The organism is Pediococcus claussenii ATCC BAA-344 (assembly GCF_000237995.1).
Taxonomy (GTDB): domain Bacteria; phylum Bacillota; class Bacilli; order Lactobacillales; family Lactobacillaceae; genus Pediococcus; species Pediococcus claussenii.
In genome coordinates this window covers 1,708,302-1,732,823 of the sequence record NC_016605.1, presented here as the reverse complement: position 1 = coordinate 1,732,823, position 24,522 = coordinate 1,708,302, and the positions used below count along the sequence as shown (strand labels likewise).

Sequence of the window (24,522 nt, the reverse complement as noted above, 5' to 3'; positions counted from 1 at the left end):
TTTTGTTTTATGTTAAATCACTTGCTAGCAGAATTTATGGGTACTGCTCTTATGATTATGTTTGGTGTCGGGGTTCATTGTGATGATGTTTTGAAAAAAACAAAATATGAAGCTGCGGGGCATCTATTTGCGATTACAACCTGGGCTTTTGGAATTAGCGTGGTTTTATTTATTTTTGGAGGTGTTTGTATTAATCCCGCCATGGCACTGACGCAGGCAATTTTAGGGATGATACCATGGAGCTATTTTATACCCTATTCAATTGCTGAGGTTGCCGGCGGAATGGTAGGGGCAATGATTATTTACGTAATGTATGCCGATCATTTTAAAGCATCTGACGGAAAAGTCGATCCAATAGCAATCAGAAATATTTTTTCTACCAACCCTAATTTGCGAAACTTACCTAGAAATTATTTTGTGGAAACATTTGCCACGTTTATTTTTTTGACGGGGATTTTGGCTATTGTTCATACATATGCGGCAATCACTCCTGTGGGTGTTGGCCTGTTGGTTTGGGCAGTAGGTATGGGTTTAGGTGGAACCACCGGATTTGCAATGAATCAGGCTCGTGATTTGGGCCCACGACTGGCTTTTCAATTGTTACCAATAAAAAATAAAGCTAATAACGATTGGCAATATGGTCTTATTGTACCAGGAACATCACCCTTTGTTGGAGCGATTCTAGCTGCAGCTTTTGTTCGATTTTATTTACACATTTATTAAAAACATTTAATTAGGGAGAAAAATATAATGACTAGTGCAGAAGAAAAAGAAAATAAATTAATTAACGTTTTAGAGAGCGAAAAAAAGGTTGCTATTGCATATTCTGGTGGTATTGATAGTACATATTTACTTAAAGTTGCTATTGACGAGTTAGGAAAAGAAAATGTTTTAGCGGTGGTTGTAAATTCAGAATTGTTTTCTGATGAAGAATATCGTAAAGCGTTGAAATTAGCTAAAGAATTGGATGCCAATGCAGTAGGAGTTCAAATGCAAGAATTGGCTGATGCAAGAATTGCAGCCAATACTCCTAAGAGTTGGTATTACAGTAAAAAGCTACTTTATAAAACGATTAGATCAGCTGCAACGGATAAAGGATTTGAAACAATTCTTGATGGAATGATTGCAGATGATAATGATGATTTCAGACCAGGACTAAAAGCACGCACCGAAGAGAATGTTATAAGCCCATTGCAAGAAGTAGAATTGTATAAAAAGGAAATACGCGAGCTTGCTAAGTTAAGAAGCATCTCAAACTGGAACAAGGTTGCTTCGTGTAGTGTGGCTTCTCGTTTCCCCTACGGAACTAAACTGACAATGGCAGCAGTTAACGAAGTTTTTGAGGGAGAAAAATGGTTACGTAATGCCGGATTTCCAGTTGTCAGAGTACGAGTTCATGGAGACTTAGCCCGTGTTGAGGTTCCTGAGGGAAAAATCATTGAACTTCTAGCTCGAAAGGATGAAATGTCTTCCTTCCTAAAGAGTATTGGATTTAATTACGTGACAATTGATATTGATGGTTTTGAATCAGGACGTATGAATAAAGTGTTGGATGTTAAAGAAAAAGTAGCCCTAAGTTAAAAATCGAGGATGAAAGATGTTTAAATATTTAATCGAACAACTTCAAAATGCTAGTCGGGTTATTTATGATGGAGCACAGTGCCGAGCATTTCTAATTCAGGCTTATCAAGAGAGTCTTTCAATCCGACCCAGCTTAAAAAAGGATTCAGAAAAAAAGTTACTAGAGCGTTTTTATTCAGTTAATAAAGACTTAATTGAGTTATCTGATAATAGATTTAATACAAAACAAATGGAATATCGAGCAGTTATTGAAGAACTTATTAAGGATATGCAATCATGTGATTGATATTATGATTATGTAATAACTATATCAATAGTAGCTTGTTTTAAAAAGGCATAATAAAAGCTCCCTGAAATCATTTTTGATTTCGGGAGCTTTTTAGGACGCAACAATTATTTTGTAGTTGCTTCCAAAACTTCTGTAGTTGGTTGAACTTTGCCGTTAACGGCTTTGAACTTCAACATGCTAACAGCATCCATGTTTGTAATAATAACAATCATTGGTGTCTGTTTTCCTGCATTCTTTAATGAATCCAAGTCAACGTTAGCGACGATATCGCCATGTTTAACTTCTTGACCTTCAGTAACCTTAATATCGAATCCTTCACCTTTTAATTGAACGGTATCAATGCCCATATGAAGGAGAATCTCAAGTCCACTCTTAGTTTTGAATCCAATGGCATGTTTCGTTGGAAATACAGTGGAAATTGTTCCATCAACTGGAGCAGTAATCGTTCCGTTTGCTGGATCAATAGCAAATCCATCGCCCAACATTTTTTGTGCAAATGCGGTGTCTGGGACATCTTCAATATCCATGTATTGACCTTCAGCAACGCTATAAAATTGGCTAGTTACGCCACTTTCAATGTCGGAGTCAACTGGAGTTGTTTCCTTTTCTTCAGTCGTTTCTTGTTTAGCAGTTGCAAGAGGAGCCTTTGAATCTTCTAACTTCGAAAGGGCATCAGCAACGAATTGAACTTCGGTACCAATAATGATTTGGAGATTAGACTTATCAATCTTATTGAGACCTGCAGCACCACTTCGTTTGATGGCATTTTCGTTGATCTTATCTGTATCTTTCAAAGTCAAACGAAGACGAGTTGTACAATTATCAATAACTTCAAGGTTATCAGCACCACCCAGAGCGTTGTAAATCTTACGTGCTTGAGCTTGGTACTTATCTTCATCTTTGATTTCTTCAGAAAGTTCATCTTCACCTTCATCTGCTGCTTCATCAGCGGTTAAAGGCTCGCGACCAGGGGTCATTAAGTTGAACTTTTTAATAGCAAAATCAAATGTGAAGTAGTAAAGAACAGCCATTACAAGACCTTGAAGGATAAGCATGTAAGGTTTGTTTGCGATTGGGTTAACTAAACTAACTAGGTAATCAACTAAACCAGCACTAAATGCAAAACCAGCGGTCCAGTGCATTAATGCAGCAAACGCGAGGGAAATACCTGTTAAAGCAGCATGTAATACATAAAGTGGCCATGCAACAAACATAAATGAAAATTCAAGAGGTTCAGTAACTCCGGTAAAGAATGATGCAAAAGCACCGGCAAGCATTAATGAACCAATTTCCTTTTTACGTTCAGGAAGAGCATTCTTGTAAATTGCGTATGCGCCGGCAGGAAGACCAAACATCATGATTGGGAAGAATCCAGCCTGGAACATACCGGTAACACCTTTTGGCCCTTGTGAAGCTAAGAATTTACCAATATCATTAATTCCTGCTACGTTGAACCAAAATACTGAATTAAGTGCTTGATGAAGACCGGTTGGAATTAATAAACGGTTGAAGAAACCGTAAATTCCGGCACCAATCCAACCAAGATGAACGATTGATTCTCCAAATGTAACAAGGACAGAGAAGATTGGAGGCCAGATAACCCAAAGTAGAGCACTAACCAAAAACATTACAAACGATGTCATGATTGGGACAAAACGTTTTCCACTAAAGAAGGAAAGTGCCATTGGTAGTTTAACTTCGTGGAATCGGTTATATAAAGCAGCAGCAACCAATCCAGCCATGATACCAATAAAGACGTTACCATTTGTCATTTGAGCAAAGGCAGGATTTACCTTCTCAATCTTAAGACCAGTAAGTGCTGAAATGGCAGTAGGATTTAACATGCTAACTGGCATTTCGAATGCGACTAATCCAGCAAAGGCAGCGGCACCATCTCGTTCAGTAGACATTCCTAGTGCCACACCAACTGCAAAAAGTAATCCAAGTGCGGATAGGATTGCAAGCCCACCAGATTTAAGGAAAAGAGCAAAAGTATTAGTAGCGTCAAAATGCAGCCAAGCATTAGCGATACCTACTAATAAAGCAGCAGCAGGTAAGACGGCTACGGGTAGTTGCAAAGAACGACCTAAGCGTTGCAAATATGAATTCACAATGTGTACCTCCGAATAATAGATTTAAACAGTAATAAATGAATGAAAAATAAAATGAGAGCAAAAATTGCACTTGAGGAGTAGTGTGCGGTCTAAGAGCCCGCTTAGACAACTACGGATTAAGAATGATAAATATTAGATGCATTCGTAATCAACGCTTTTGTTGGGCTGAGCAGTGATGAAAACGTTTCCGTGAATCAACTATACCGCATTGAACATAAGCAATCAATAATGATATTAAAATTAATATTGATATAATGACTTCGCAACAAAAGGTATAACTGCTGATAACTGTTATAAGTGCAATTACGCCGCGTTTTTAAATGTGACACTCATAAGATTGGGCTATTTTAAAAAAATAATTTATTCTGTTTTTTAGCTATACCAATTACGACGATTATAACTATACCGCAACAGAATAATGAATTCAATAATAAGTTTGAATTTGTGATAAAAGTTGTAATGGATTTAGAGCTATATATAATCATCATGTTTGCGTAAAGTTAATTCAAAAAAGAGGTTACAGCAAAATAATTTTGCTGTAACCTCTTTTAAAATTAAATATTATTTTTGTGAACCTTCAGAATTTAAACGGTTGATTTCGAGTAATAAATCAACGGCGCGTTCCATTGTTTGAACTGAAACATATTCAAAACGACTATGCATATTTTCGCCACCAGCAAAGAGATTAGGTGTGGGAATCCCCATGAATGAAATCTTAGAGCCATCTGTACCACCACGAACTGGGTAAATATCGGGTTTAATGCTAAGGTTTTCCATAGCTTCTTTGGCAATATTAACTGGTGTCATATCTTTTTCAAGAATTTCACCCATATTGTAGTACTGATCGTGAACTTCAACCTCAACACGGTCCTGGTCAAAGTTATAGTTTAATTTGTCTGCAATTTCTTGCATGGTTTGTTTACGTTCTTCAAAAATTTTACGATCGTGGTCACGAATGATATAGACCAATTTTGCATGGTCAGGTGTACCACTCATTTTGAACAAATGATAAAAACCTTGACGCCCCTCAGTTAGTTCTGGACGATCGCCCTCTGGAAGCATGTTATGGTAGTCAATTCCTACTTGCAAAGCATTAACCATCAACCCTTTAGCAACAGCAGTATGAACTTCGTTACCTTGAATTTCAATGGTTGCTTGAGCAGCGTTGAATGTTTCATACTCAAGTTCGCCAAGTGGTCCACCATCAACTGTATATGCAAATTTTGTGTTGAAATCTTTGGCATCAAAATGATCAGCACCAGTTCCGGTTTCTTCGTCAGGTGCAAATCCAATTCGGATTTCACCATGTTTAACTTCAGGATGAGCCTTGTAATAGTCCAACATTGTCATAATATCAGCAACACCAGATTTATCGTCGGAACCTAACAGCGTTGTTCCGTCTGTAGTTATCAATGTTTGACCGTTATATTTGCGAAGACTTGAATAGGTTTTAGGGCTTAAAACCCACTTACCATCACCACTAAGATCGATATCAGATTCACCATCATAGTTTTCATGAATTTGTGGTTGGATATTTTCAGCGTTGAAATCAGCTGTATCAACATGTGAGATATATCCAATAACAGGTGTGTTGCCACCGTCATTAGCTGGAAGTGTTGCAACAACGTATCCACTTGATTCTTGGGTATGGACGTCAACGGCACCAACTTCCTCTAATTCCTTAGCAAGTGTCTTAAGAAAGGCAACTTCCTTAGGATCAGTAGGAATTGTTTCTGAATCTGGGTTAGAACGGGTATTAATTTTAACGTAGCGTAAAAAACGTGGTAATAGTGTTTCGTACTTTGCCAAAAAAATCACTCCTTTTCAATTTAGATATATTTTACATCTTTTAAACAAAGAGTGCGACAAGAATGAAAACGCTTGATAGAACGAACTGCAGTTTATCTGGCTATTTACGATTTAAATAAATTTTGGAAATGAAATTTAATAAACCAAAGATAATTGGAATGTAAGTGATATTCCGAATTTAGCAAATAAAGTAGCTGTTGTTACTGGTGGAACGAGTGGAGTAAGATGCGAAGTCGCCAAGGCACTTGCAAATCACAACGCGACAGTCTATATCATTGCACGTGATAAGCAGAAAAGTAATAAAGTTGTTCCAAATATAAAAATGTAACTAACAATGAAGAAGTTTACTTTCATTCAGTTAATTTAATGTCCCTCAAGGATATAGAAGCAGTTGAAGCAGAACTGAATGAAATCACTCCACAGGTTGATATTTTGATTAATAATGCTGGAATTATGATGCCAGCCAACGCTTCAACAACGGAGGATGGTTTGGAATCAATGTGGGCTACTAATTATTTTAGTGGATTCACTTTAACAATGTCGCTACTGCCAGCGTTAAAGAAACCTGGTGCAGCGAGGGTTGTGAATTTAACATCCATAGCAACTAACTTAGTCACCAAGAACGCAGGAGCTACATCTGTTCCAATAAGAGGGTCTGTTTATGCGCCAAACAACCGAATTGGAACAAAGGGATATCCTGGAATGCGGGGATGGAACGAGTCAAAATACATGAATGACGTGGATGCTGATAAATTATCACAAGAGTCCCTCAAAGTTACTAATAGACATTTTTAAGCTTTATTTTTAGAGTCAATGGTTCTGATATCATTTAATATTTTGGCACGCTTTGATTCAATAAATTCTTTTTGCTTATGAATGTTTTTGGCTTGATTCTCTAGCCTTTTGTTCAAAGTGTTTAAGAAATCTAAGACGTGGTAAAGATCTTCTTTAGATAAATCGGTCCGCTTTAAATCTAATATTTCATTCACAGTGGCACCTAATTGGCGCATGTGAATAATCCTGTTAAGTTCATCTAAATTGGAATCGGAGTATATTCTCCTTCCACGTGAGTCCCGCTTTACAGTAGAAAGTAAGCCTTTTTCCTCGTAGTAACGAAGGGTGTCGTACGTAACGTTAAATTGTTTTGAAACTTCGCTAATAGAATGCATTAAAATTCTCCCTGATTTTATTTGCGCTAGTGTAACACTAGCATGCTACAATTTGCAATAATCAAAAAGGAGATAACAACAATGGTAGATAAAGATGAAATTATTACGTTAATTACGGGAGCAAATCGTGGAATGGGATTCGAAACGGCAAAGGAATTGGGACAAAGTGGTCAGCTTGTGATTATTGGATCTCGCAATATTGAAAAGGGCAAGGAAGCAGTAAAAAAGCTAACTCAACAAAATATTAAGGCAGATTATGTTGAGTTAGATGTGACTAATACAAAATCAGTAAGTAAAGCGCAGAAAGAAATCGAGAAAAAATACGGCCGCTTAAATATTTTGATCAATAACGCGGGAGCTGTTTTTAGCGGTCGCCAATTGGCGTCAAATTTAAATTTTGACGATTTGAGATCTGATATGGAACTTAATTATTTTGGCCTAATCGATGTGACGCAGCGGATGCTACCACTTCTTAAAAAGAGTGAATGGGCTAAAATAATTAATATCTCTAGTATGATGGGCTCTAAAACGGCTGCATTGGATCCAAATTCAGAAGTTTACAGGGCAGTTGCAGTGGGATATCAATCCGCTAAAGCCGCAGCTAATATGTATACGGTTCAGCTTGCAAAAGAATTGCGGGCCGAAGATCAAGCAATTACAGTAAATGCAATTGATCCAGGAATGGTTGCTACGGAATTCGGTGGAGCAACACCAGAACAGGCAGCTAGTATGGGAGCTAAACCAATTGAATTTGGGGTGGCAAGAACGGTCGAATTGGCGACAGACTATAATGATCGAAGCAACGGAACGTTCACTAATACACATGGAGTTGTTGGTTGGTAAATCGTCTTTAAATAAAATTGTCTAACTTGTGTATAAGTAATCATTACTTATTTATTTGTAATGAATGATCTTATATAAGTGATAAATTATGCATATTTCTTTGAAAAATGCTTGGAAGTGTTATACTCAATAGTAAGATTAGGGGAAGCTGTGGCGTAGAAAGACGTTGAGCTTCCTTATTTTGTAAGGAGATGTATTCACAATATGCTACTTGAGATGAGCCACCTTTCCAAGGTCTATTCAGGAGACAAAGTTGTAGTTGATGATTTTAACTTGAACGTTGAACGAGGAGAGTTTATTTGCTTTATTGGGACATCTGGATCTGGTAAAACTACCACGATGCGGATGATCAATAGAATGTTAAAACAAACCAAAGGAACTATCAAAATTAATGGGCAAGATATCACTGATATGGATCCAGTTAAATTGAGAAGGAAAATTGGTTATGTTATTCAAAATATTGGATTGATGCCACATTTAACCATTCGAGAAAACATTACGATGGTTCCTAAGTTGCTTAAATGGTCTAAGGAAAAGCGAAATGAACGAGCTAAAGAAATGATTAAGTTGGTTGATTTGCCTGAAGACTTTTTAGATCGTTACCCGTCAGAACTATCGGGTGGTCAACAACAGCGTATTGGTGTTGTGCGAGCACTTGCTGCGGATCAGGATATTATCTTAATGGATGAACCTTTTGGAGCACTTGATCCTATCACCCGTGAGGATCTACAAGATTTGGTGAAAGATTTGCAGGAACGCTTGAATAAAACGTTCATTTTCGTGACTCATGATATGGATGAGGCTTTGCGATTGGCGAGTCGAATTGTTGTTATGAGTGAAGGAAAACAAATTCAAGTTGATACACCAGATAATATTTTGAAAAGTCCGGCTAATGATTTTGTTGCTAATCTGATCGGACAGGATCGATTGATACAAGCCAAGCCAAGTATAACCACAGTTGGACAAGTTGCAATCAAGCCCGTTTCGATAGAATCTGAGCGACTTGTTCGCGATGCCTTAACAGTTATGCATAATCGTCGGGTTGATACATTGTTAGTAACGGATGCTGATGAAAAACTAGAGGGCGTGGTAAGCATCGAAGCAATTGATAAGTATTATCGAACTGATAAAAAAGTTGCTGATATTATGGATAAGAAAGTTTTCTATGTAAATGAAAATTCAATTATTCGTGATACAGTTGACCGAATACTAAAGCGTGGATTTAGGAATGTGCCCGTTGTAAATAATGATGGGAAGTTAACTGGAATTGTTACTCGAGCGACTCTAGTGGATATTGTTTATGATGCACTTTGGGGCGAAGAAGATGATAACAAGGAAGATAACTCTGATCAGAAGGCGGATGTACTTGCGAAAAAGGATGGTGATCAGTAATGATCAACTTTTTATCACAGTACGGAACAACTATTCTAACTAAGTTATGGGAACATATTTACATCTCAGCAATTGCGTTGGCACTAGGTGTAATCGTGGCCGTTCCGTTGGGAATGCTCTTAACAAGAACTCCCAAGTTGGCCAACGGAGTAATTGGGGTTGCGAGTGTGCTACAAACTATTCCCGCTATGGCATTACTTGCGATGATGATTCCCCTATTTGGTATTGGAGCTTTCCCCGCAATAATCGCATTGTTTATTTATTCATTATTACCAATTTTGCGTAACACGTATTTAGGGTTGAATAGCGTTGATTCGGCTGTTATTGATGCTGCAAAAGGTATGGGGATGAATAGTTTTCAACGAATGATACAAGTCGAATTGCCACTAGCATTTCCAGTTATCATGTCAGGAATCAGATTGTCAGCAACATACGTAATAGCATGGACAACACTGGCTTCTTACATTGGTGCTGGAGGTTTGGGAGACTTGATTTTCAATGGCCTGAATTTGTATCGCTCAGATTTAATTCTCGGTGGATCTATTCCTGTAATTATATTGGCGCTGATCGTAGATTTTCTACTAGGGAAATTAGAGGTTAGATTTACGCCTCGAACAAATCAGGAGGTGTGAATCAATGCTGAAGAGATTCATTAAATTGATTTTACCGTTAGGAGTTTTAACATTTTTACTTGCGGGATGTGGATTCCCTGGCTTGGGAGGTACTTCGTCGGATACAATCCGAATTGCATCACAAAATACTACTGAGCAACAAATTATGGCATCAGTGATTCAACAAATGATTCAACATTATTCAAAATATGATACTGAAATCATCAATAATTTGGGATCAGGAACGGTTAGTTTTCAGGCACAGAAAAAAGGTGAGGCTGACCTTACAGCAATTAGATACAATGGGACTGATTACCAAACTATCTTAAAGGCTGCTGAAGGAAAATCTCCTGAAGAAGTCAATAGAATTGTAAAAAATGATTTTAAGAAAAAATATCACATGACCTATTTCCCAAGTTATGGATTTGCGGATACTTACCAGTTTATGGTCACACAAAAATATGCGAAAGAGCATGATTTGAATACGGTCAGTGATTTAAAAAAGATTGCCCCCCAAATGAAGGTGGGAATTGACCAGGTTTGGTTAAACAGACGTGGTGATGGATATGATGGATTTAAAAAGAAGTATGGTTTTAGTTTTGGAAACATTTATCCCATGCAGATTGGTTTAGTTTACAACGCATTAGCAAGCGACAAAATGGATGCTGTTTTAGGATATTCAACGGATGGACGAATTGGAAGTTACAATCTGAAGCTTTTAAAGGATGATCGTCAATTTTTCCCACCATATGATGCAAGTACCGTTGTTAATGATGAAGCCTTGAAAAAGTATCCTAAGCTAGGCCCAATTCTGCATCGTCTTGACGGAAAGATTTCCTTAAAAACCATGCAACATTTAAATTACGAAGTTGATAATAATTTAAAGGAACCTACAGTAGTTGCTCAAGAATTTTTAAAGGCACATCACTATTTTGAAGGGGGAAATGACTAATGCAAAATGAAGGAATAGTACAACAATTAATATACTATTTTGCGCACAATGGAATGTATGTTTTGCAAGAGTTTGACAGGCATTTTCTTATTTCAATTTACGGCGTAATTTTAGCTGCCATTGTTGGGATTCCAGTTGGTATTTTAATTGCTAAGTATCGAAAATTAAGCAATTGGGTAATTGGTGTTGCTAATGTTATACAAACGGTCCCGTCGCTGGCTATGTTATCAATTTTAATGCTCGGATTGGGATTAGGTGTTAATACTGTAATTGTTACGGTATTTCTGTACGCGTTATTGCCAATAATTAAAAACACATACACTGGGATGTTGAATGTTAATAATGATTATCTGGATGCCGGAAAAGGAATGGGAATGACCCGTTTACAGGTGCTGCGGATTATTGAAATACCGCTATCTCTCTCGGTAATTATTGCTGGGATTCGAAATGCATTAGTGTTGGCAATTGGTATTACAGCTATTGGCTCATTCGTTGGTGCTGGAGGATTGGGTGATATTATTATTCGTGGGACTAATGCGACAAATGGTGGTGCAATTATTCTTGCGGGTGCTCTTCCAACAGCGTTGATGGCCATTATTTCGGATCTGTTTTTGAGTTTTTTTGAAAAGAAATTTGATCCCCGATCGAAAAAGTCATTGGCATAGGATAAATAGTTAAAAATACAAAAACGAGCTCCAATGATGTTTTTTAATCATTTGGAGCTCGTTTTTAAATATCCATTTAAGAAAAAATCCAATGAAGCTAAAGTTTCTGCTTTTGCATTTAATTGATAATCATTTAATTCATATTTTTGTAGAAGATTTTGCATTTTTTGAGAAGAAACAAGATTAGAGTAACCAATTAAAAGTGCATTTACGGTAAACATTATCGAAACAATTGAAATGTTTTCAGCATTTTCCACATAGTTATGAATATAGGCATCTAACTTTTGGGTTGTTTCATACATATGAGACTTCACTTTAGCAACTAATTCCACATCACTAGTCTGTTCCAGCATAGCTAAACTAGCATCGAGTCGAAATAAATAAAGATTGGGATCGTCCCATATCGAAGCGGTTGTTTCCAAGATTAATTTTTTTAGTGTGGATTTGTTTTTTATAGTTTCGTGTTCCAATTTTTGTGCAAATAAATCAATGAATCTTTGGTATTCTTCCATTAAAATGGTCAAAAAAATTGATTCCTTGGTTTTAAAGTAATTAAAAATGGTCCCCTTAGCAACATGTGTTGCACTCGCTATTGCAGACATAGTGATTTCGTCGAAGTCTTTATCTCTGAACAAAACTTTAGTTGCATCAATAATTTGTTGCTTCTTTTTTGTGATAACCTCTGATGAATTTTCGGTTCGCATCTATTACTCCAATCCTACATAAAACGTTTAATAATTTTATCGAAAGTTCGATTGCTAACAATTCGACTTGCAAGAACCGCTGGTTTAGCGCCAAAGCCAATCAAATAGTGTGTTCGGGGGCGTGTTGCGTTAATTGCACGAACAATAGTTTTGGTAATTACTGATGGATCCGATATCATTTTGGATGATTGGTACATTTTTCGCATGTTCTTGGCAGTTTTATGTGCGGCTTTTGCATAAGCACCGTTTCCAGAAACTTTTTCGAGATTGTCAGCAGCAATAGTACCCCAGGGAGTACGAATTGCACCAGGTTCAATTATAACGACATTAATTCCCATTGGTTCAAGTTCGAGTCGAAGCGCATTTGAAAAACCTTCGATTGCAAATTTAGTTGCATGGTACCAAGCGCCAAAGGGAGTCCAAACTTTACCGGCCATTGAAGAAATATTAATGATTGTTCCAGAATGCCGTTCACGCATACTTGGTGTAACTAACTTAATCATATCAGCAACGCCCAAAAGGTTAACCTCTATTTGGTGGCGTGCTTCATCAAGGGGCACATCCTCTACTGCACCATATGACCCATATCCGGCGTTATTAACTAATACATCGATATGTCCTTCGTTTGCTAGAATTTGATTAACAACTGATTTGGTGTTATTTGGATCTGTTACATCTAACTTTACCGGATGAACACCTAATGGTTTTAAGTCGTCCATTTTTTCGATGCGGCGAGCTGCACCATAAACAATGTGACCTTGTTCGGCCAATGCTTTAGCAGTGTCATGACCAATTCCGGATGATGCACCAGTAATTAAGATTACTTTATTTGTCATACTTAGTTCCTCCATTAATTGACTGACGGTCATTTTATAATTTGAAGTATAAACCCATTTCACAAAAAATAATAGTCCTAATATATTCTTATATAAATGATAAGAATATTGACATAATAAAGTGATTTTCGATATGCTTGTTATATCAAACAATAAGGAGAACAGATTATAAATGACAAAATCCACATCTGATGACTATGGAGCGCACCCGCGCAACGATAAATTTTATACAATAGGAAAACAGGAAATAATTCAAAACTTTGAAACAAACGCTGCTGATGGACTAACCGTAAAAGAAGCTAAGAAACGCCTTGAGATAAACGGTCCTAATGCCTTGATTCAAAAGAAACAAAGCAATTTAATGCGCTTTTTAAGCCAATTCAATAACAGTATTACGTATATTTTGATTTTGGCCGCAATTGCAACTTTTGCTTTACATGAATATTCAGATTCTATTGTAATCGGAATGGTGGTAATCATTAATGCCTTCATTGGGTATTTTCAAGAGGTTAAGGCATCTAATGCAATTGAACAAATTAAGGCGATGCTTCAAATTGAGGCAACGGTCATTCGTAGTGGGCAACGAACGGATATTACAGCAGAAGAATTAGTTACTGGTGATTTGGTATTTTTAGAGGCTGGTGATAATATTCCAGCAGATTTAAGGATCATTGACGCTGATAACCTGCGTATTCAAGAGTCTATTTTAACTGGTGAAGCTGACTCGGTTTTAAAAAGTGAAGATGCACTGATAGGTAAGGTTCCACTGGGTGATCAAAGCAATATGGCTTTTGCATCCACGTCCGTTACAAATGGTAGTGGACTAGGTATTGTTGTAGCAACTGGTCAAGATACAGAGTTGGGCCAAATTAGTAGCAGCGTGGAGGAAGTTGAGTCCAAGACTACCCCGTTAATGAGAGAAATTAACGGACTTGGAAAATATATTTCATATGGAATTATTGTAGTTGCATTACTCGTTGGAATTTTCGGTTTTTTAACGCATATTTACTCAATTCCAGTCTTAGTAATCGCTATTATTACCATGATCGTGGGGTCGTTGCCAGAGGGATTACCAGCAAGTACCTCTGTTGTTCTTGCTATGGGCGTTAATAAAATGACCAAAGAAAACGCGATTATTAAACGACTGCCATCTGCTGAAACGCTTGGGGCAGTAAATGTTATTGCAACTGATAAAACGGGAACGCTAACTAAAAATGAAATGACCATTGAAGAAATTGTAACTAAGAACGGAACGTATCAGGTTTCAGGTACCGGATATAGTCCAATTGGTGAGATTTCAAAGCATGGTCAAATAATTGATATTGCAGATGATGCTGATTTGCAACGTCTGATAATAGCCGGTCATGAAGCTAATGATACAATTCTGACTCAGGAAGACGATCAATGGATTATCAATGGTGAGCCAACTGATGGAGCATTTTTGACCTTGGCACAAAAGGTATTTCATCAACAGGTTCCGGTTTGGAGTGAAATAGATAAGATTCCCTTTGATTCGGACTATCGTTATATTGCGGAGCTAGGGGAAGATGATCAAAAGCAGAGAATGATTTGGTTAAAAGGTTCCCCCGATAAAGTTTTTGAAATGGTGGGCGAAAATACCGATTTTGACCGTGATTTTTGGATGGCAAAAGTTTCTAAATTCGCTCGTCAAGGGCGTCGGGTTGTTGCTTTAGCATATAAGTATGCGCCAGATAAAGAGACTATTACTCATCAGGATTTAGAATATGGAATGCAGTTCTTGGGAATTGCGGGATTAATTGATCCACCGCGTGAAGAGACGATTACTGCATTGAAAGAAATGCGTGAAGCTGGTATTAAAGTCAAAATGATTACCGGAGATCACCCAGAAACAGCCACTGCAATAGCTGAAAAGTTAGGATTGGATGACAAGATCAAAGCTATTACAGGTGCCGAAATCGACGAAATGTCAGACGAAGAATTAAAAAATGTTATTCAGGACTATAATGTTTTCGCTAGAACAACTCCAGCAAATAAGTTACGGATTGTGAAAGCGTATCAGGAAAATGGCCTAATAACAGCAATGACGGGTGATGGGGTAAATGATGCACCGGCTTTAAAGCGAGCTGATATTGGAATTGCTATGGGAATAAAGGGAACCGATGTAGCGAAGGAATCAGCAGATATGGTGCTTGCAGATGATAACTTTGCAACTTTAACTAAAGCTATTAAAGAGGGACGACGAGTCTACGATAATATTAAGAAAACGATTCGATTCTTATTACCAACCAGTTTTGCTGAAGGTCTGATTGTATTACTTTCCATTGTAGCTCAACAGGATTTACCGTTGGTTCCAACGCAATTGTTGTGGATTAATATGGTATCTGCGATAACAATTCAATTTGCATTTTTATTTGAACCGGCAGAAGAAGGCATCATGAAACGACCACCGCGTCAAAATGGGCGAGCATTTTTAAGCCGTTCAGATGTATGGCAAATTGTATATGTCTCTGTTTTAATTGCAGGTCTTGGATTAGTTGGATTTGACTGGTTAAGTGGACAAGGAGTTTCTGAACGGATTGCAAGTACCGTTACTGTTAATGTAATCGTATTCGGTAAAATCTTTTATCTATTCAATATTAGAACGCCAAAACCAGCATTATCTAAAGATGTTTTGCGTAACTGGCACGCTTTTTGGATAGTAGGATTACTAATACTGTTACAGCTAGGGTTAACGTATTTGCCGTTTATGCAGGGAATATTTAGTACAGCAGGTATGACTTGGTATCTATGGTGGCTACCTATGATTGCTGGAGTTATTATTTTGGTAGTGACTGAAATTGATAAGTTTTTTCATCCAGGACATTTTAAACAGATTCAATCTTATCAAGAATAAGATTAAGAAAGAAATTAGGTCTTTGAAGTTAATAAAATTGGTGATTTTTAAAAGGCTAATGCAATGTTAGCCTTTTACTTTATCGCAACTTACTGGATTTTGACCGGATATACTGCAATTGAAACCTCTTATGAATGATTTGTTTACTTGTTAGAGAGTGTATGAAAGAATACAGAATATGCAAAAGGAGAATGACTAATAAGCAATTATATAGTTAGTGATAGTGTACAAGTTGTAGTTGAGTGCTAGGGATGTCTAAAACGGTTATTAGTTGGTACTATGTACAAATGGTATTGATTAAAGTTAGCAATGTTTAGTAATTTATTACCATATCGTACAATTAAGAGTAGGACAGGATTAAAGTTTATTTAACATGTTGGATGTTAAGTGCCTAAATAATATAATTTGCGTTATAGTTGTTGTCGATTAGTCAAAATAGGGGTGGAGAAATGAGTTTATTAGAAGTACGCGACGTATATAAGTCATACTTTCTTGGTTCTCAAGAATTTAAAGTTCTAAAAGGCATTAATTTAAAATTCGATCGAGGTGAATTTGTCTCGATTTTAGGAGAATCCGGTGGTGGTAAGTCAACTTTAATGAACATCATTGGAGGACTGGACCATCAGTATGATGGGGATGTTGTTTATGATGGGCAATCATTACACACTGCTAAGGAAAAGGTTTTGGATGGCTACCGAAGAGAGAATATTGGGTTTGTTTTCCAAAGCTTCAACTTGATTAGCCATTTAAATATCTTGGATAACGTAATGGTTTCTCTTGAAATGACGAAGTTATCACACAACAAGCGGGTTGAACGTGCTAAGGAATTATTGGAACGAGTTGGTTTGAAGGAACACATGCGTAAGCATCCTAACCAACTTTCTGGTGGTCAAAAGCAACGTGTTGCAATTGCTCGTGCGCTGGCAGGCGATCCAGATATTATTATTGCTGATGAACCAACTGGTGCTTTAGATAGTCAAAATACTAAAGAAGTTTTGGAAATTCTAGAATCGATTGCTAAAGATGGCAAGTTAGTTATTGCAGTTACTCACTCCCAAGAGGTTGCAGATTTTGGAACACGGGTCGTTCATCTGGATGATGGTGTGATTCATGGAGAAAGCAGGCTAAAAGATCCATATCCTGTTGAGAACACACAACGAACTACACAAGCTAAACATTTAACGTACTATGCTTCATTGCGAATGGCATTGAAACACATGGGATATAATTTCAAGCGGAATCTCTTAATTATTTTTGGAGCGTCGATTGGTATTTTCTCGGTTATTTTGATGTTGGGGCTTGGAAACGGTGTTCGGGGTTACATTAATGATCAAATTTCCTCGCAAATTAATCCGACGGCAGTTCAAGTTGCTTTGAATGTTAGTGATAATCAGGCTCAAAGCGGTAATTATGGGCATTTGAAACAATCTGATTATGACAAGATGAGTAAGATCAAGAATGTTGATTCGGTTGAAAAGGGATATTATATTCCCGGTGCAAAGATAACTAGTGGATCTAAAAGCGTTACGCAACAGTATTTTCAAACGTGGAATAAAACTGAACGCACGAATGACATTAAATATGGCCGTAAACCTCATGCAGGTGAAATTGTATTAGATAAGGCAACTGCTAAAAAGATTGATAAGAACTATAAAGAGATGGTTGGGCGACAAGTAACCTTGTATATTACAACCATTAATAATAAAAAGGAACCTATCCAAATTCAAAAGAATTTCCGGGTTTCTGGTGTAATTACATCTGGTAGTACGGCGGCCGATTTTAATTCAATAAAGGAAATGTTGTCTTCTAAGAAGTTAAACACTGACCCAACCTTCTTGACAGTTAATGTTAATAAAACCGAAAATGTTAAGGCGGTTCAAAACAAAATTAAGAGTTATGAGCACAAAGTTAAGGGTAAAGAACAAAAAGTTTACCAAATCACTGGTGTTGGGGCAATTCTTGATACTTTGAATACCTATATCATGTTGGCATTCTACGTTCTTACAGCAATTGCCGGAATTTCACTGTTGGTTTCAGCAATCATGATTATTGTAGTGCTGTATATCAGTGTTTCAGAACGTACGAAAGAAATTGGAATCTTGCGAGCAATTGGTGCTCGTCGCAAAGATATTCGACACTTATTTGTTTCAGAAGCATTCTTTATAGGTCTCTTCTCAAGTATACTTGGAGCGGGATTAGCCTTGTTAGTACAACTTGGAATTAATCATATTACAAATGATAAGATTAGCTATGCAATTGTGGGAATCACTTCAAACTATCTTATCTTTGGTATTGTAATAAGTATTTTGATTAGCTTGATTGCGGCATTAACGCCCGCAAGAAAAGCTTCCAAACTGGATCCCGTTGAAGCACTATCAGCAGACTAAATTAAATTATTTTTAATAGTTGAATCAAAAAACGTAACCATTGGAGTATATTAAAATCCATTTGGCTACGTTTTTTGATTAGAAAGATAATTAGGTGCTAGGCGACTTAAATGTTGTTCTTTTATACAATTAATATTCATGCTACAATAAAAATTAAATTTTAATTAAAAAAGGATGTGATAGTATGGATGAACAAAAAGTGACTCTTAATCGTTCGTTAGGTTTATGGTCTGCACTTTCTCTAGTTATTGGAACAATTATTGGTTCTGGTGTTTTTGTACAACAAGCTGCGGTGTTAGATAAAACCGGTTCAGTTAGCGGTGCCCTCTGGGCATGGCTTGCCGGTGGGGTGATGACATTAACCGCGGGATTAACAATTGCAGAGATTGCTTCCCAAATGCCTAAGACAGGTGGTCTGTATTATTACATGGATAAAATGTACGGCCGTATCTGGGGATTTCTTTCAGGCTGGATGCAGATAATTGTGTATGGGCCCGCAATGATTGCTGCTCTTAGCGCATATCTTGGAATTTTATTGGTTGACTTCTTTGGTATGGATCCGGTTATGAAAATTCCAATTGCAGTTGGAACAGTTGTCTTAGTAGCAATGTTGAACTTTTTTTCAAATCGAATTGGCGCTTCTTTTGCGATTATAACAACACTTTGTAAATTAGTGCCTATAGCAGGAATAATAATTTTTGGACTTTTCTTTGGAAGGCAAGACGCATTAACAGCAAGCGTTTCAACAATTCATGCCAGTGCAGGTAACTTTGGAGTTGCTATTTTAGGAACATTATTTGCCTATGATGGCTGGATCTTAGTTGCTAATTTGGGTGGTGAAATTAAGAATCCTGAAAAAAGGTTACCACAAGCAATCGTTTTTGGGATTTTAAGTGTTTCAATAATATACCTGTTGGTTAGTTTTGCAGTATTTAAAAGTGTCAGTGCGGAACAGGTGCATCGTTTAGGAATTGGGGCGATCCCGTATCTTGCAAATAAGAGTTTTGGATTGATTGGGGGACGAATTTTAAGTATCGGAATTATTATTTCGATTGTAGGATGTATGAATGGAAAGGTAATGACATTCCCACGAATTATGTATGCAATGGCACGCAATAAGGAATTGCCTTTTTCAAAACAGCTTGGTTATTTGAATCAAAAAACTCGTACACCAGTTATTTCCATTATCGTTGTGGTAGCGATCGCGATTATAATGATTTTATTTTTTAATGCGGATAGGCTATCAGAACTCTGTATTTTTACCGTTTACTGCTTCTATGTTATGGCTTTTGTTGGTAGTTTCAAACTGCGGAGAAATGGTCAAAAGCGTCCCTTTAGCGCACCGTTATTTCCGTTGACGCCACTGATTGCTATTGGTAGCTCATTATTTGTGTTGGGTAGTGAAGTAATGAACGACACTGAAGGCGTGGTGGTATCCTTGTTGATTGTCGCGTGTGGTGTGCCTGTATATATGTACCAAAAACGTAAACCTGATTAAAGATACAAAACTGGCTTTGTCACAGCAATCGAGATATGTTACATTGAATTTAAACTAAAACTAATAGTGGCTGAGTTTATATATTCTCCGCCACTTTTTATTTAACAAAAGTGAGGAAATTAATTAAATGATTACAGTTACAGATATGAGTATGCAATTTTCAGATCGTAAGCTTTATGATGATGTAAATTTGAAATTCACACCGGGAAATTGTTACGGAATTATTGGTGCTAACGGTGCTGGTAAATCAACATTTTTGAAAATACTTGAAGGTAAACTACAACCAACATCTGGAAATGTTAGTATTTCACCTAACGAACGAATGTCTAGTTTGAATCAGGACCACTATGCCTTTGAAGAGTTTACAGTTATGAACACCGTAATTCAGGGATATAAACGACTTTACGAAATTATCCAAGAGAAAGATGCTTTATATGCAAAGGCAGATTTTTCTGAAGAAGATGGTATGAAGGCCGCGGAGTTAGAAGCGGAATTTGGTGAAATGGACGGCTGGAATGCTGAATCCGAAGCTTCACAACTCTTGCAGGAATTAGGAATTCCAGAAAGCTTACATGACAGTAAGATGAGTGAGCTAACCGAAGGACAACGCATTAAAGTATTGCTTGGACAGGCTCTCTTTGGAAAACCTGATATTTTAATCCTCGATGAGCCGACAAACGGTCTTGACCCTCAGTCTATTAAATGGTTAGAAGATTTTTTGGCTGGCTTTCCAAATACTGTGCTTGTTGTATCTCATGATCGTCATTTCCTAAACGCCGTATGTACTATGATGTGTGATGTTGATTTCGGTAAGATCGAGTTGTTTGTTGGAAATTATGATTTTTGGTTGGAGTCGAGTCAATTGGCTGCTCGTTTGAGAGAACAATCAAATTCTAAAAAAGAGGAACAAATTAAAGAATTGCAAGAATTTGTTGCACGATTTAGTGCTAATGCCTCAAAATCTAAGCAGGCTACTTCACGTAAAAAGCAGCTGGAGAAAATTACGTTAGATGATATCAAACCGTCTTCGCGAAAATATCCGTTTATTCAGTTCACCCCAGAACGTGAACTGGGAAATGATTTAGTACGAGTAGATAAGGTCTCAAAATCAATTGATGGGGTTAAGATTTTGGATAATATAACGTTCGTAATTCGTCCAGGTGAAAAGGCGGCAATTTTAAGTCGCAACGATCTGGCTACGACTACGTTAATGCAAATTTTAGCGGGTGAACTAGAACCAGATGAAGGTGAAGTTACCTGGGGCCAAACCACGAGTTTAAGTTATATTCCGCGTGATATCAACAGTTACTTTACTGATGAGAACTTAAATATTTTAGAGTGGTTACGCCAATTTGCTCCAAAAGAGGAGAGTGATAACACTTTTCTTCGAGGCTTTTTGGGGAAGATGCTCTTTTCAGGAGAGGACGTTCTAAAATCGGTTACAAAACTTTCTGGTGGAGAAAAAGTACGCTGCATGATTTCAAAAACAATGTTAAGCAAGGCTAATGTGCTTTTAATGGATGACCCCACTAACCACTTAGATTTGGAATCAATTACTTCATTGAATGATGGACTGATTAACTTTCAGAGCTCAATTATTTTAACTTCTCATGACCATCAATTTATTCAAACAATTGCGGATCACATCATTGAGGTTTCAGATAAGGGTGTCGTTGATCGTTCAGAAACAAGTTATGACGAATTTCTTGAACATGAAAATGTTCAAAATAGAATCAAGGACTTGTACAACGATTAATTGGTAGTATGCTGTTACTAAAGAACATGTTGAAAAGAGGCGTACGTTAATGAAAAACATGTTAACTAAGTATGAAAACATGATGGTTAACCGAATCGTTACGTTGCGGAAAACTAAAATATATGGTGCTATTCAACGTACAATGGTTTTACTGTACCCATTTGTAATTTTTGGTGCAATTGTGTCTATGATTCGGAGTACGACGTTTGTAAAGGGCGGTTTCTTCGACAGTCTATTTAAGACCACTTCATGGATACCACACATCAGTGGGATCAGCTTTTTCTTAGGCGCTTTGGCACGTATGTCAGTAGGCTTTGCGGCGGTGATTGCTGCATATGGTGTGGCCCGCTTTTTGGCAGAAGAATTTCATCGTGATGAACAATTAGCAGGAATAACTGCAATCATTGGGTTTATGACATTGAATTTTTATAACGTTGAAGATGGAATCGTAGGTTTTGAAACTGCTGGAATAGGTTTTTCTAGTTTGTTCTTTGGAATACTAGCTGGTGTTATTACAGCACTCATTTTTAAGTTAGTTGGTAGAAAAAAGGAGCCGGAGATTTTTCATACAGCTCAGATTTTACAGCGGATTTTTCATTCGATTTGGGCCATTTTTATTACAATTACCCTTTTTGGGATTGTAAACATGCTATTTTACTTATTTATGGATAAAGCTTTAAGTTCAAGTATCAATACTTGGATTTATAGTTCATTTTCCAATGTTCATAACTTTTTTGGATTATTAGCTTTAATATCTGTTAGCATTTTTCTTCAATACATTGGTGTTGGAAGCCCGTTGAATCCAACTCAATTTGCAGGGTCCGATACAATGGCTAATATTGATGCAGCTTTAAAAAGTAAATCAGCCTGGAATGTTCCATATCCTGTTAATGGGCATAGTATTATTGGAATTTATACGAATATTGGTGGTGTTGGATCAACTCTGGCTCTGTTGATTGCAGTTTTGTTGATTTCCAGGAGACGTAATACTCAAATGATTGCTCAACAAGCTATTTTGCCAGGGTTCTTTAATTTTAATCAGCCTGTCTTAGTTGGTATCCCGCTGATTTTTAACTTGACCTATCTGTTACCGTTTTTATTAGCACCAATTATAAATATGTCACTGGCCGTCGCTGCATTGAATTTACATTGGATACCGGCAGCAGTTTACCCGATTCCAACGGCAACTCCAGGAATATTAGCGAGCTTTATTGGAACCAACGGAAACATTAACGCATTGATATTTTCGCTAATTTTACTCACAATTGATGTGCTGATTTACCTGCCATTTGTTCGTGCTGCCGAGCGCGTGGCGGATCTTTTGGATGAGGAAAGGGGCCAGAAAAATGATGTCAAAAATTAATCGATTAGTAATTTTGATAGTTTCAATTTTGGCTGTTGCGTTGATTGTCCCCTCTGCAACGTGGTCACACTCAACTGTTCGAATGTTGGAAGCTAGACATAATTCCAAAATGTCACCGGTTATTTGGGTCCCAGGTAGTAGTGCAAATCAAGATCGTTATGATCCTGTGTTTAAACAACTTAATAGTGGGAAAGATAAACATAGCGTTTTAAAGATAACTGTTAATACTAATAATAAAGTTGAATATACGGGTAGTATTCGTCCCAATGATCGACAACCTTTCATTGTAATTGCTTTTCAGGACAATAAAGATGGATATCCAACCATTAAGAAGCAAGCTAAGTGGTTTAATACTGCTTTTAATGAGCTTACAAAGCGGTATCATTTTAATAACTTTTCGGCTGTGGGTCATTCTAATGGTGGTTTAGTACTTTCATTTTTCCTTGAGGACTACAATAATGCGGCTGAAACTCGGATGACGAAGTTAGTAACAATGGGGTCTCCATATAATTCTTATGAAAACTCTTTGAGCAATAAAACAGTAATGCTGAATGATCTGATTGATGGGCGAAGTAAGATTGATAAGGATCTTTCTGTGTATTCAATTTCGGGATCGGAAACATATTCTAGTGACGGAATAGTACCTTTGCAAAGTGTTGAAGCTGGAAAATATGTTTTCCAAAATCAAGTCAAACATTATACCCAATTGACGTTTACTGGTTCGGATACAGAACATTCCGATTTACCAAGCAATCCACAAGTGCTAGACATTATTAGAAAGAATATCTTGAACGATAAAGATCGAAATATGCAACAAAACAGTGGTCAGAATGTACAACACAAAAATACACCAATCACAAATAAGTAGAGAAATAAGCTAATTGAGTGTATATTTTAGATAGAGAAAATAGTGATAGTTATTAACTGAGAAGCTGAAATATACCAATTTTCAGGTATTGTAATATTTGCATACTCTAAGTACGTGTTAGCGACATGGATTGAGCATGTCAGTCTTGGTGACCTTCATAGGTGAAGGTCTCGTATTCTGGGCTAGTTGACATATATTTAGAGTATTTTTTTTGGTTTAATGATTCATCATTAAGAATTTGTTTGATTGTAATGGTTAACTTTTGCAATCATTGACTTAAAAAACGTTTTTTGTGTAATATTATATTGATAATATTAATTATATTTGGGGGAGTTTAATTTGGCTAATTTAAGACTAGATGGTGGAGATGAAGAAAAAGTCGACTTTATCGTTAGGACATATAACAAAAGTTTGAAGTTACTATCAATGACCTTTGAAAATAAACTAACGGATAATCGTATTTCATTTGATATGTTCATGATCTTACATTTTATTGATCGTGCTGGTGAAAAACGGATTACTTTGAGTGAGATTGCGGATAAACAAGAAGTTACCAAAAGTGCAATTTCACGTAAAGTCGGAACTTTACTTGATCTTGGATACATTAATCAAGTCAATGACAGTCAGGATCGAAGAAAGAAATATTTGATTTTAACTAAAAAGGGTCAAAAAGTTTATGATAAAAACCGTTTAATTTTTGAAAAAATGTTAAACGATGTTGCTGACCAATATGGTAGTGAAGATTTTACTTTAACATTGCAACATATTAACCAGATTGTAGATATTATAAAAAGTACGATGAATTAAGAA

At 36.9% G+C, this 24,522-nt stretch carries 21 protein-coding genes and 1 pseudogene; 17 read left to right on the top strand and 5 right to left on the bottom strand.

The annotated features are described in order from the left end of the window. Nucleotides 1-9 precede the first annotated feature (9 nt). From larD to PECL_RS08500, 3 genes are read left to right on the top strand one after another with little or no spacing between them, the layout of a single operon-like run. Nucleotides 10-723, top strand: coding sequence for a D/L-lactic acid transporter LarD (gene larD, locus PECL_RS08510; protein WP_014216187.1), 714 nt, complete (start codon nt 10-12; stop codon nt 721-723). Between the two features lie 27 nt (nt 724-750). Beyond that, the gene (gene larE / locus PECL_RS08505; RefSeq protein WP_014216186.1) at nt 751-1,581 is read left to right on the top strand and encodes an ATP-dependent sacrificial sulfur transferase LarE; all 831 of its coding nucleotides are present in this window, start codon (nt 751-753) and stop codon (nt 1,579-1,581) included. A gap of 16 nt (nt 1,582-1,597) precedes the next feature. Further along, complete coding sequence (locus tag PECL_RS08500; protein WP_014216185.1) at nt 1,598-1,867, top strand: hypothetical protein; 270 nt, start codon at nt 1,598-1,600, stop codon at nt 1,865-1,867. Between the two features lie 107 nt (nt 1,868-1,974). Here PECL_RS08500 and nagE read toward each other — a convergent pair whose 3' ends face one another. After that, nucleotides 1,975-3,981 carry an N-acetylglucosamine-specific PTS transporter subunit IIBC gene (nagE, locus tag PECL_RS08495; protein WP_014216184.1) on the bottom strand — a complete coding sequence of 669 codons (2,007 nt, stop codon included), beginning with the start codon at nt 3,979-3,981 and terminating at the stop codon, nt 1,975-1,977. 564 nt (nt 3,982-4,545) lie between these two features. Continuing rightward, entirely contained in the window at nt 4,546-5,793 is a 1,248-nt protein-coding gene (gene pepT / locus PECL_RS08490) for a peptidase T (RefSeq protein WP_014216183.1), read from the bottom strand. A gap of 169 nt (nt 5,794-5,962) precedes the next feature. Here pepT and PECL_RS10420 point away from each other — a divergent pair, with 169 nt between their 5' ends. Both PECL_RS10420 and PECL_RS09795 read left to right on the top strand, forming a co-directional pair. Further along, complete coding sequence (locus tag PECL_RS10420) at nt 5,963-6,121, top strand: SDR family NAD(P)-dependent oxidoreductase (protein ID WP_148265573.1); 159 nt, start codon at nt 5,963-5,965, stop codon at nt 6,119-6,121. A gap of 14 nt (nt 6,122-6,135) precedes the next feature. Beyond that, a pseudogene (locus PECL_RS09795) lies at nt 6,136-6,588 on the top strand (SDR family NAD(P)-dependent oxidoreductase); the annotation flags it as partial. Here the strand turns inward: PECL_RS09795 and PECL_RS09790 are convergent. Next, nucleotides 6,585-6,962 carry a MerR family transcriptional regulator gene (locus tag PECL_RS09790; RefSeq protein WP_014216181.1) on the bottom strand — a complete coding sequence of 126 codons (378 nt, stop codon included), beginning with the start codon at nt 6,960-6,962 and terminating at the stop codon, nt 6,585-6,587. The pseudogene PECL_RS09795 and the gene PECL_RS09790 sit on opposite strands and share 4 nt — an antisense overlap. An 81-nt stretch (nt 6,963-7,043) precedes the next feature. Here PECL_RS09790 and PECL_RS08475 point away from each other — a divergent pair, with 81 nt between their 5' ends. The 5 genes from PECL_RS08475 (at nt 7,044) to PECL_RS08455 (ending at nt 11,425) form a co-directional block, all read left to right on the top strand. After that, nucleotides 7,044-7,805: an SDR family NAD(P)-dependent oxidoreductase gene (locus tag PECL_RS08475; RefSeq protein ID WP_014216180.1), complete on the top strand. Its 762-nt coding sequence runs from the start codon at nt 7,044-7,046 to the stop codon at nt 7,803-7,805. Nucleotides 7,806-8,009: 204 nt separating this feature from the next. Continuing rightward, nucleotides 8,010-9,197: a betaine/proline/choline family ABC transporter ATP-binding protein gene (locus PECL_RS08470; protein WP_014216179.1), complete on the top strand. Its 1,188-nt coding sequence runs from the start codon at nt 8,010-8,012 to the stop codon at nt 9,195-9,197. After that, a complete protein-coding gene (locus PECL_RS08465; RefSeq protein WP_014216178.1) occupies nt 9,197-9,829 on the top strand; it encodes an ABC transporter permease in 633 nt (210 codons plus the stop codon). The genes PECL_RS08470 and PECL_RS08465 overlap by 1 nt, the downstream gene beginning before the upstream one ends. Before the next feature lie 4 nt (nt 9,830-9,833). Further along, nucleotides 9,834-10,760, top strand: coding sequence for an osmoprotectant ABC transporter substrate-binding protein (locus PECL_RS08460; protein ID WP_014216177.1), 927 nt, complete (start codon nt 9,834-9,836; stop codon nt 10,758-10,760). Next, nucleotides 10,760-11,425 (top strand): ABC transporter permease, encoded by a 666-nt coding sequence (locus tag PECL_RS08455; protein WP_014216176.1) that lies wholly within the window; start codon nt 10,760-10,762, stop codon nt 11,423-11,425. The genes PECL_RS08460 and PECL_RS08455 overlap by 1 nt, the downstream gene beginning before the upstream one ends. Nucleotides 11,426-11,472: 47 nt before the next feature. Here the strand turns inward: PECL_RS08455 and PECL_RS08450 are convergent, their stop codons facing one another. Beyond that, nucleotides 11,473-12,129, bottom strand: coding sequence for a TetR/AcrR family transcriptional regulator (locus PECL_RS08450; protein WP_014216175.1), 657 nt, complete (start codon nt 12,127-12,129; stop codon nt 11,473-11,475). A gap of 14 nt (nt 12,130-12,143) precedes the next feature. Then, nucleotides 12,144-12,965 carry an oxidoreductase gene (locus tag PECL_RS08445; RefSeq protein ID WP_041534667.1) on the bottom strand — a complete coding sequence of 274 codons (822 nt, stop codon included), beginning with the start codon at nt 12,963-12,965 and terminating at the stop codon, nt 12,144-12,146. Nucleotides 12,966-13,137: 172 nt separating this feature from the next. On the opposite strand from PECL_RS08445, the gene PECL_RS08440 reads away from it, so the two are divergent. The 7 genes from PECL_RS08440 (at nt 13,138) to PECL_RS08410 (ending at nt 24,519) form a co-directional block, all read left to right on the top strand. Further along, the gene (locus tag PECL_RS08440) at nt 13,138-15,840 is read left to right on the top strand and encodes an HAD-IC family P-type ATPase (protein ID WP_014216173.1); all 2,703 of its coding nucleotides are present in this window, start codon (nt 13,138-13,140) and stop codon (nt 15,838-15,840) included. 449 nt (nt 15,841-16,289) lie between these two features. Beyond that, nucleotides 16,290-18,227, top strand: a complete 1,938-nt coding sequence (locus PECL_RS08435; RefSeq protein ID WP_014216172.1) for an ABC transporter ATP-binding protein/permease — start codon at nt 16,290-16,292, stop codon at nt 18,225-18,227. Between the two features lie 184 nt (nt 18,228-18,411). Next, a complete protein-coding gene (locus tag PECL_RS08430; RefSeq protein WP_014216171.1) occupies nt 18,412-19,725 on the top strand; it encodes an APC family permease in 1,314 nt (437 codons plus the stop codon). A gap of 127 nt (nt 19,726-19,852) precedes the next feature. Next, nucleotides 19,853-21,481 (top strand): ABC-F family ATP-binding cassette domain-containing protein, encoded by a 1,629-nt coding sequence (locus PECL_RS08425; RefSeq protein WP_014216170.1) that lies wholly within the window; start codon nt 19,853-19,855, stop codon nt 21,479-21,481. Between the two features lie 49 nt (nt 21,482-21,530). After that, nucleotides 21,531-22,844: a PTS transporter subunit EIIC gene (locus PECL_RS08420; protein ID WP_014216169.1), complete on the top strand. Its 1,314-nt coding sequence runs from the start codon at nt 21,531-21,533 to the stop codon at nt 22,842-22,844. Beyond that, complete coding sequence (locus tag PECL_RS08415; RefSeq protein WP_041534666.1) at nt 22,828-23,712, top strand: alpha/beta hydrolase; 885 nt, start codon at nt 22,828-22,830, stop codon at nt 23,710-23,712. The genes PECL_RS08420 and PECL_RS08415 overlap by 17 nt, the downstream gene beginning before the upstream one ends. 339 nt (nt 23,713-24,051) lie before the next feature. Further along, nucleotides 24,052-24,519: a MarR family winged helix-turn-helix transcriptional regulator gene (locus PECL_RS08410; protein WP_014216167.1), complete on the top strand. Its 468-nt coding sequence runs from the start codon at nt 24,052-24,054 to the stop codon at nt 24,517-24,519. Nucleotides 24,520-24,522: the final 3 nt, after the last annotated feature.

Coding starts and splice junctions, on each gene's coding strand:
- larD (WP_014216187.1), top strand. CDS start 10: ATGTTAAATCACTTGCTAGCAGAATTTATGGGTACTGCTCTTATGATT.
- larE (WP_014216186.1), top strand. CDS start 751: ATGACTAGTGCAGAAGAAAAAGAAAATAAATTAATTAACGTTTTAGAG.
- PECL_RS08500 (WP_014216185.1), top strand. CDS start 1,598: ATGTTTAAATATTTAATCGAACAACTTCAAAATGCTAGTCGGGTTATT.
- PECL_RS09790 (WP_014216181.1), bottom strand. CDS start 6,962: ATGCATTCTATTAGCGAAGTTTCAAAACAATTTAACGTTACGTACGAC.
- PECL_RS08475 (WP_014216180.1), top strand. CDS start 7,044: ATGGTAGATAAAGATGAAATTATTACGTTAATTACGGGAGCAAATCGT.
- PECL_RS08470 (WP_014216179.1), top strand. CDS start 8,010: ATGCTACTTGAGATGAGCCACCTTTCCAAGGTCTATTCAGGAGACAAA.
- PECL_RS08465 (WP_014216178.1), top strand. CDS start 9,197: ATGATCAACTTTTTATCACAGTACGGAACAACTATTCTAACTAAGTTA.
- PECL_RS08460 (WP_014216177.1), top strand. CDS start 9,834: ATGCTGAAGAGATTCATTAAATTGATTTTACCGTTAGGAGTTTTAACA.
- PECL_RS08455 (WP_014216176.1), top strand. CDS start 10,760: ATGCAAAATGAAGGAATAGTACAACAATTAATATACTATTTTGCGCAC.
- PECL_RS08450 (WP_014216175.1), bottom strand. CDS start 12,129: ATGCGAACCGAAAATTCATCAGAGGTTATCACAAAAAAGAAGCAACAA.
- PECL_RS08445 (WP_041534667.1), bottom strand. CDS start 12,965: ATGACAAATAAAGTAATCTTAATTACTGGTGCATCATCCGGAATTGGT.
- PECL_RS08440 (WP_014216173.1), top strand. CDS start 13,138: ATGACAAAATCCACATCTGATGACTATGGAGCGCACCCGCGCAACGAT.
- PECL_RS08435 (WP_014216172.1), top strand. CDS start 16,290: ATGAGTTTATTAGAAGTACGCGACGTATATAAGTCATACTTTCTTGGT.
- PECL_RS08430 (WP_014216171.1), top strand. CDS start 18,412: ATGGATGAACAAAAAGTGACTCTTAATCGTTCGTTAGGTTTATGGTCT.
- PECL_RS08425 (WP_014216170.1), top strand. CDS start 19,853: ATGATTACAGTTACAGATATGAGTATGCAATTTTCAGATCGTAAGCTT.
- PECL_RS08420 (WP_014216169.1), top strand. CDS start 21,531: ATGAAAAACATGTTAACTAAGTATGAAAACATGATGGTTAACCGAATC.
- PECL_RS08415 (WP_041534666.1), top strand. CDS start 22,828: ATGATGTCAAAAATTAATCGATTAGTAATTTTGATAGTTTCAATTTTG.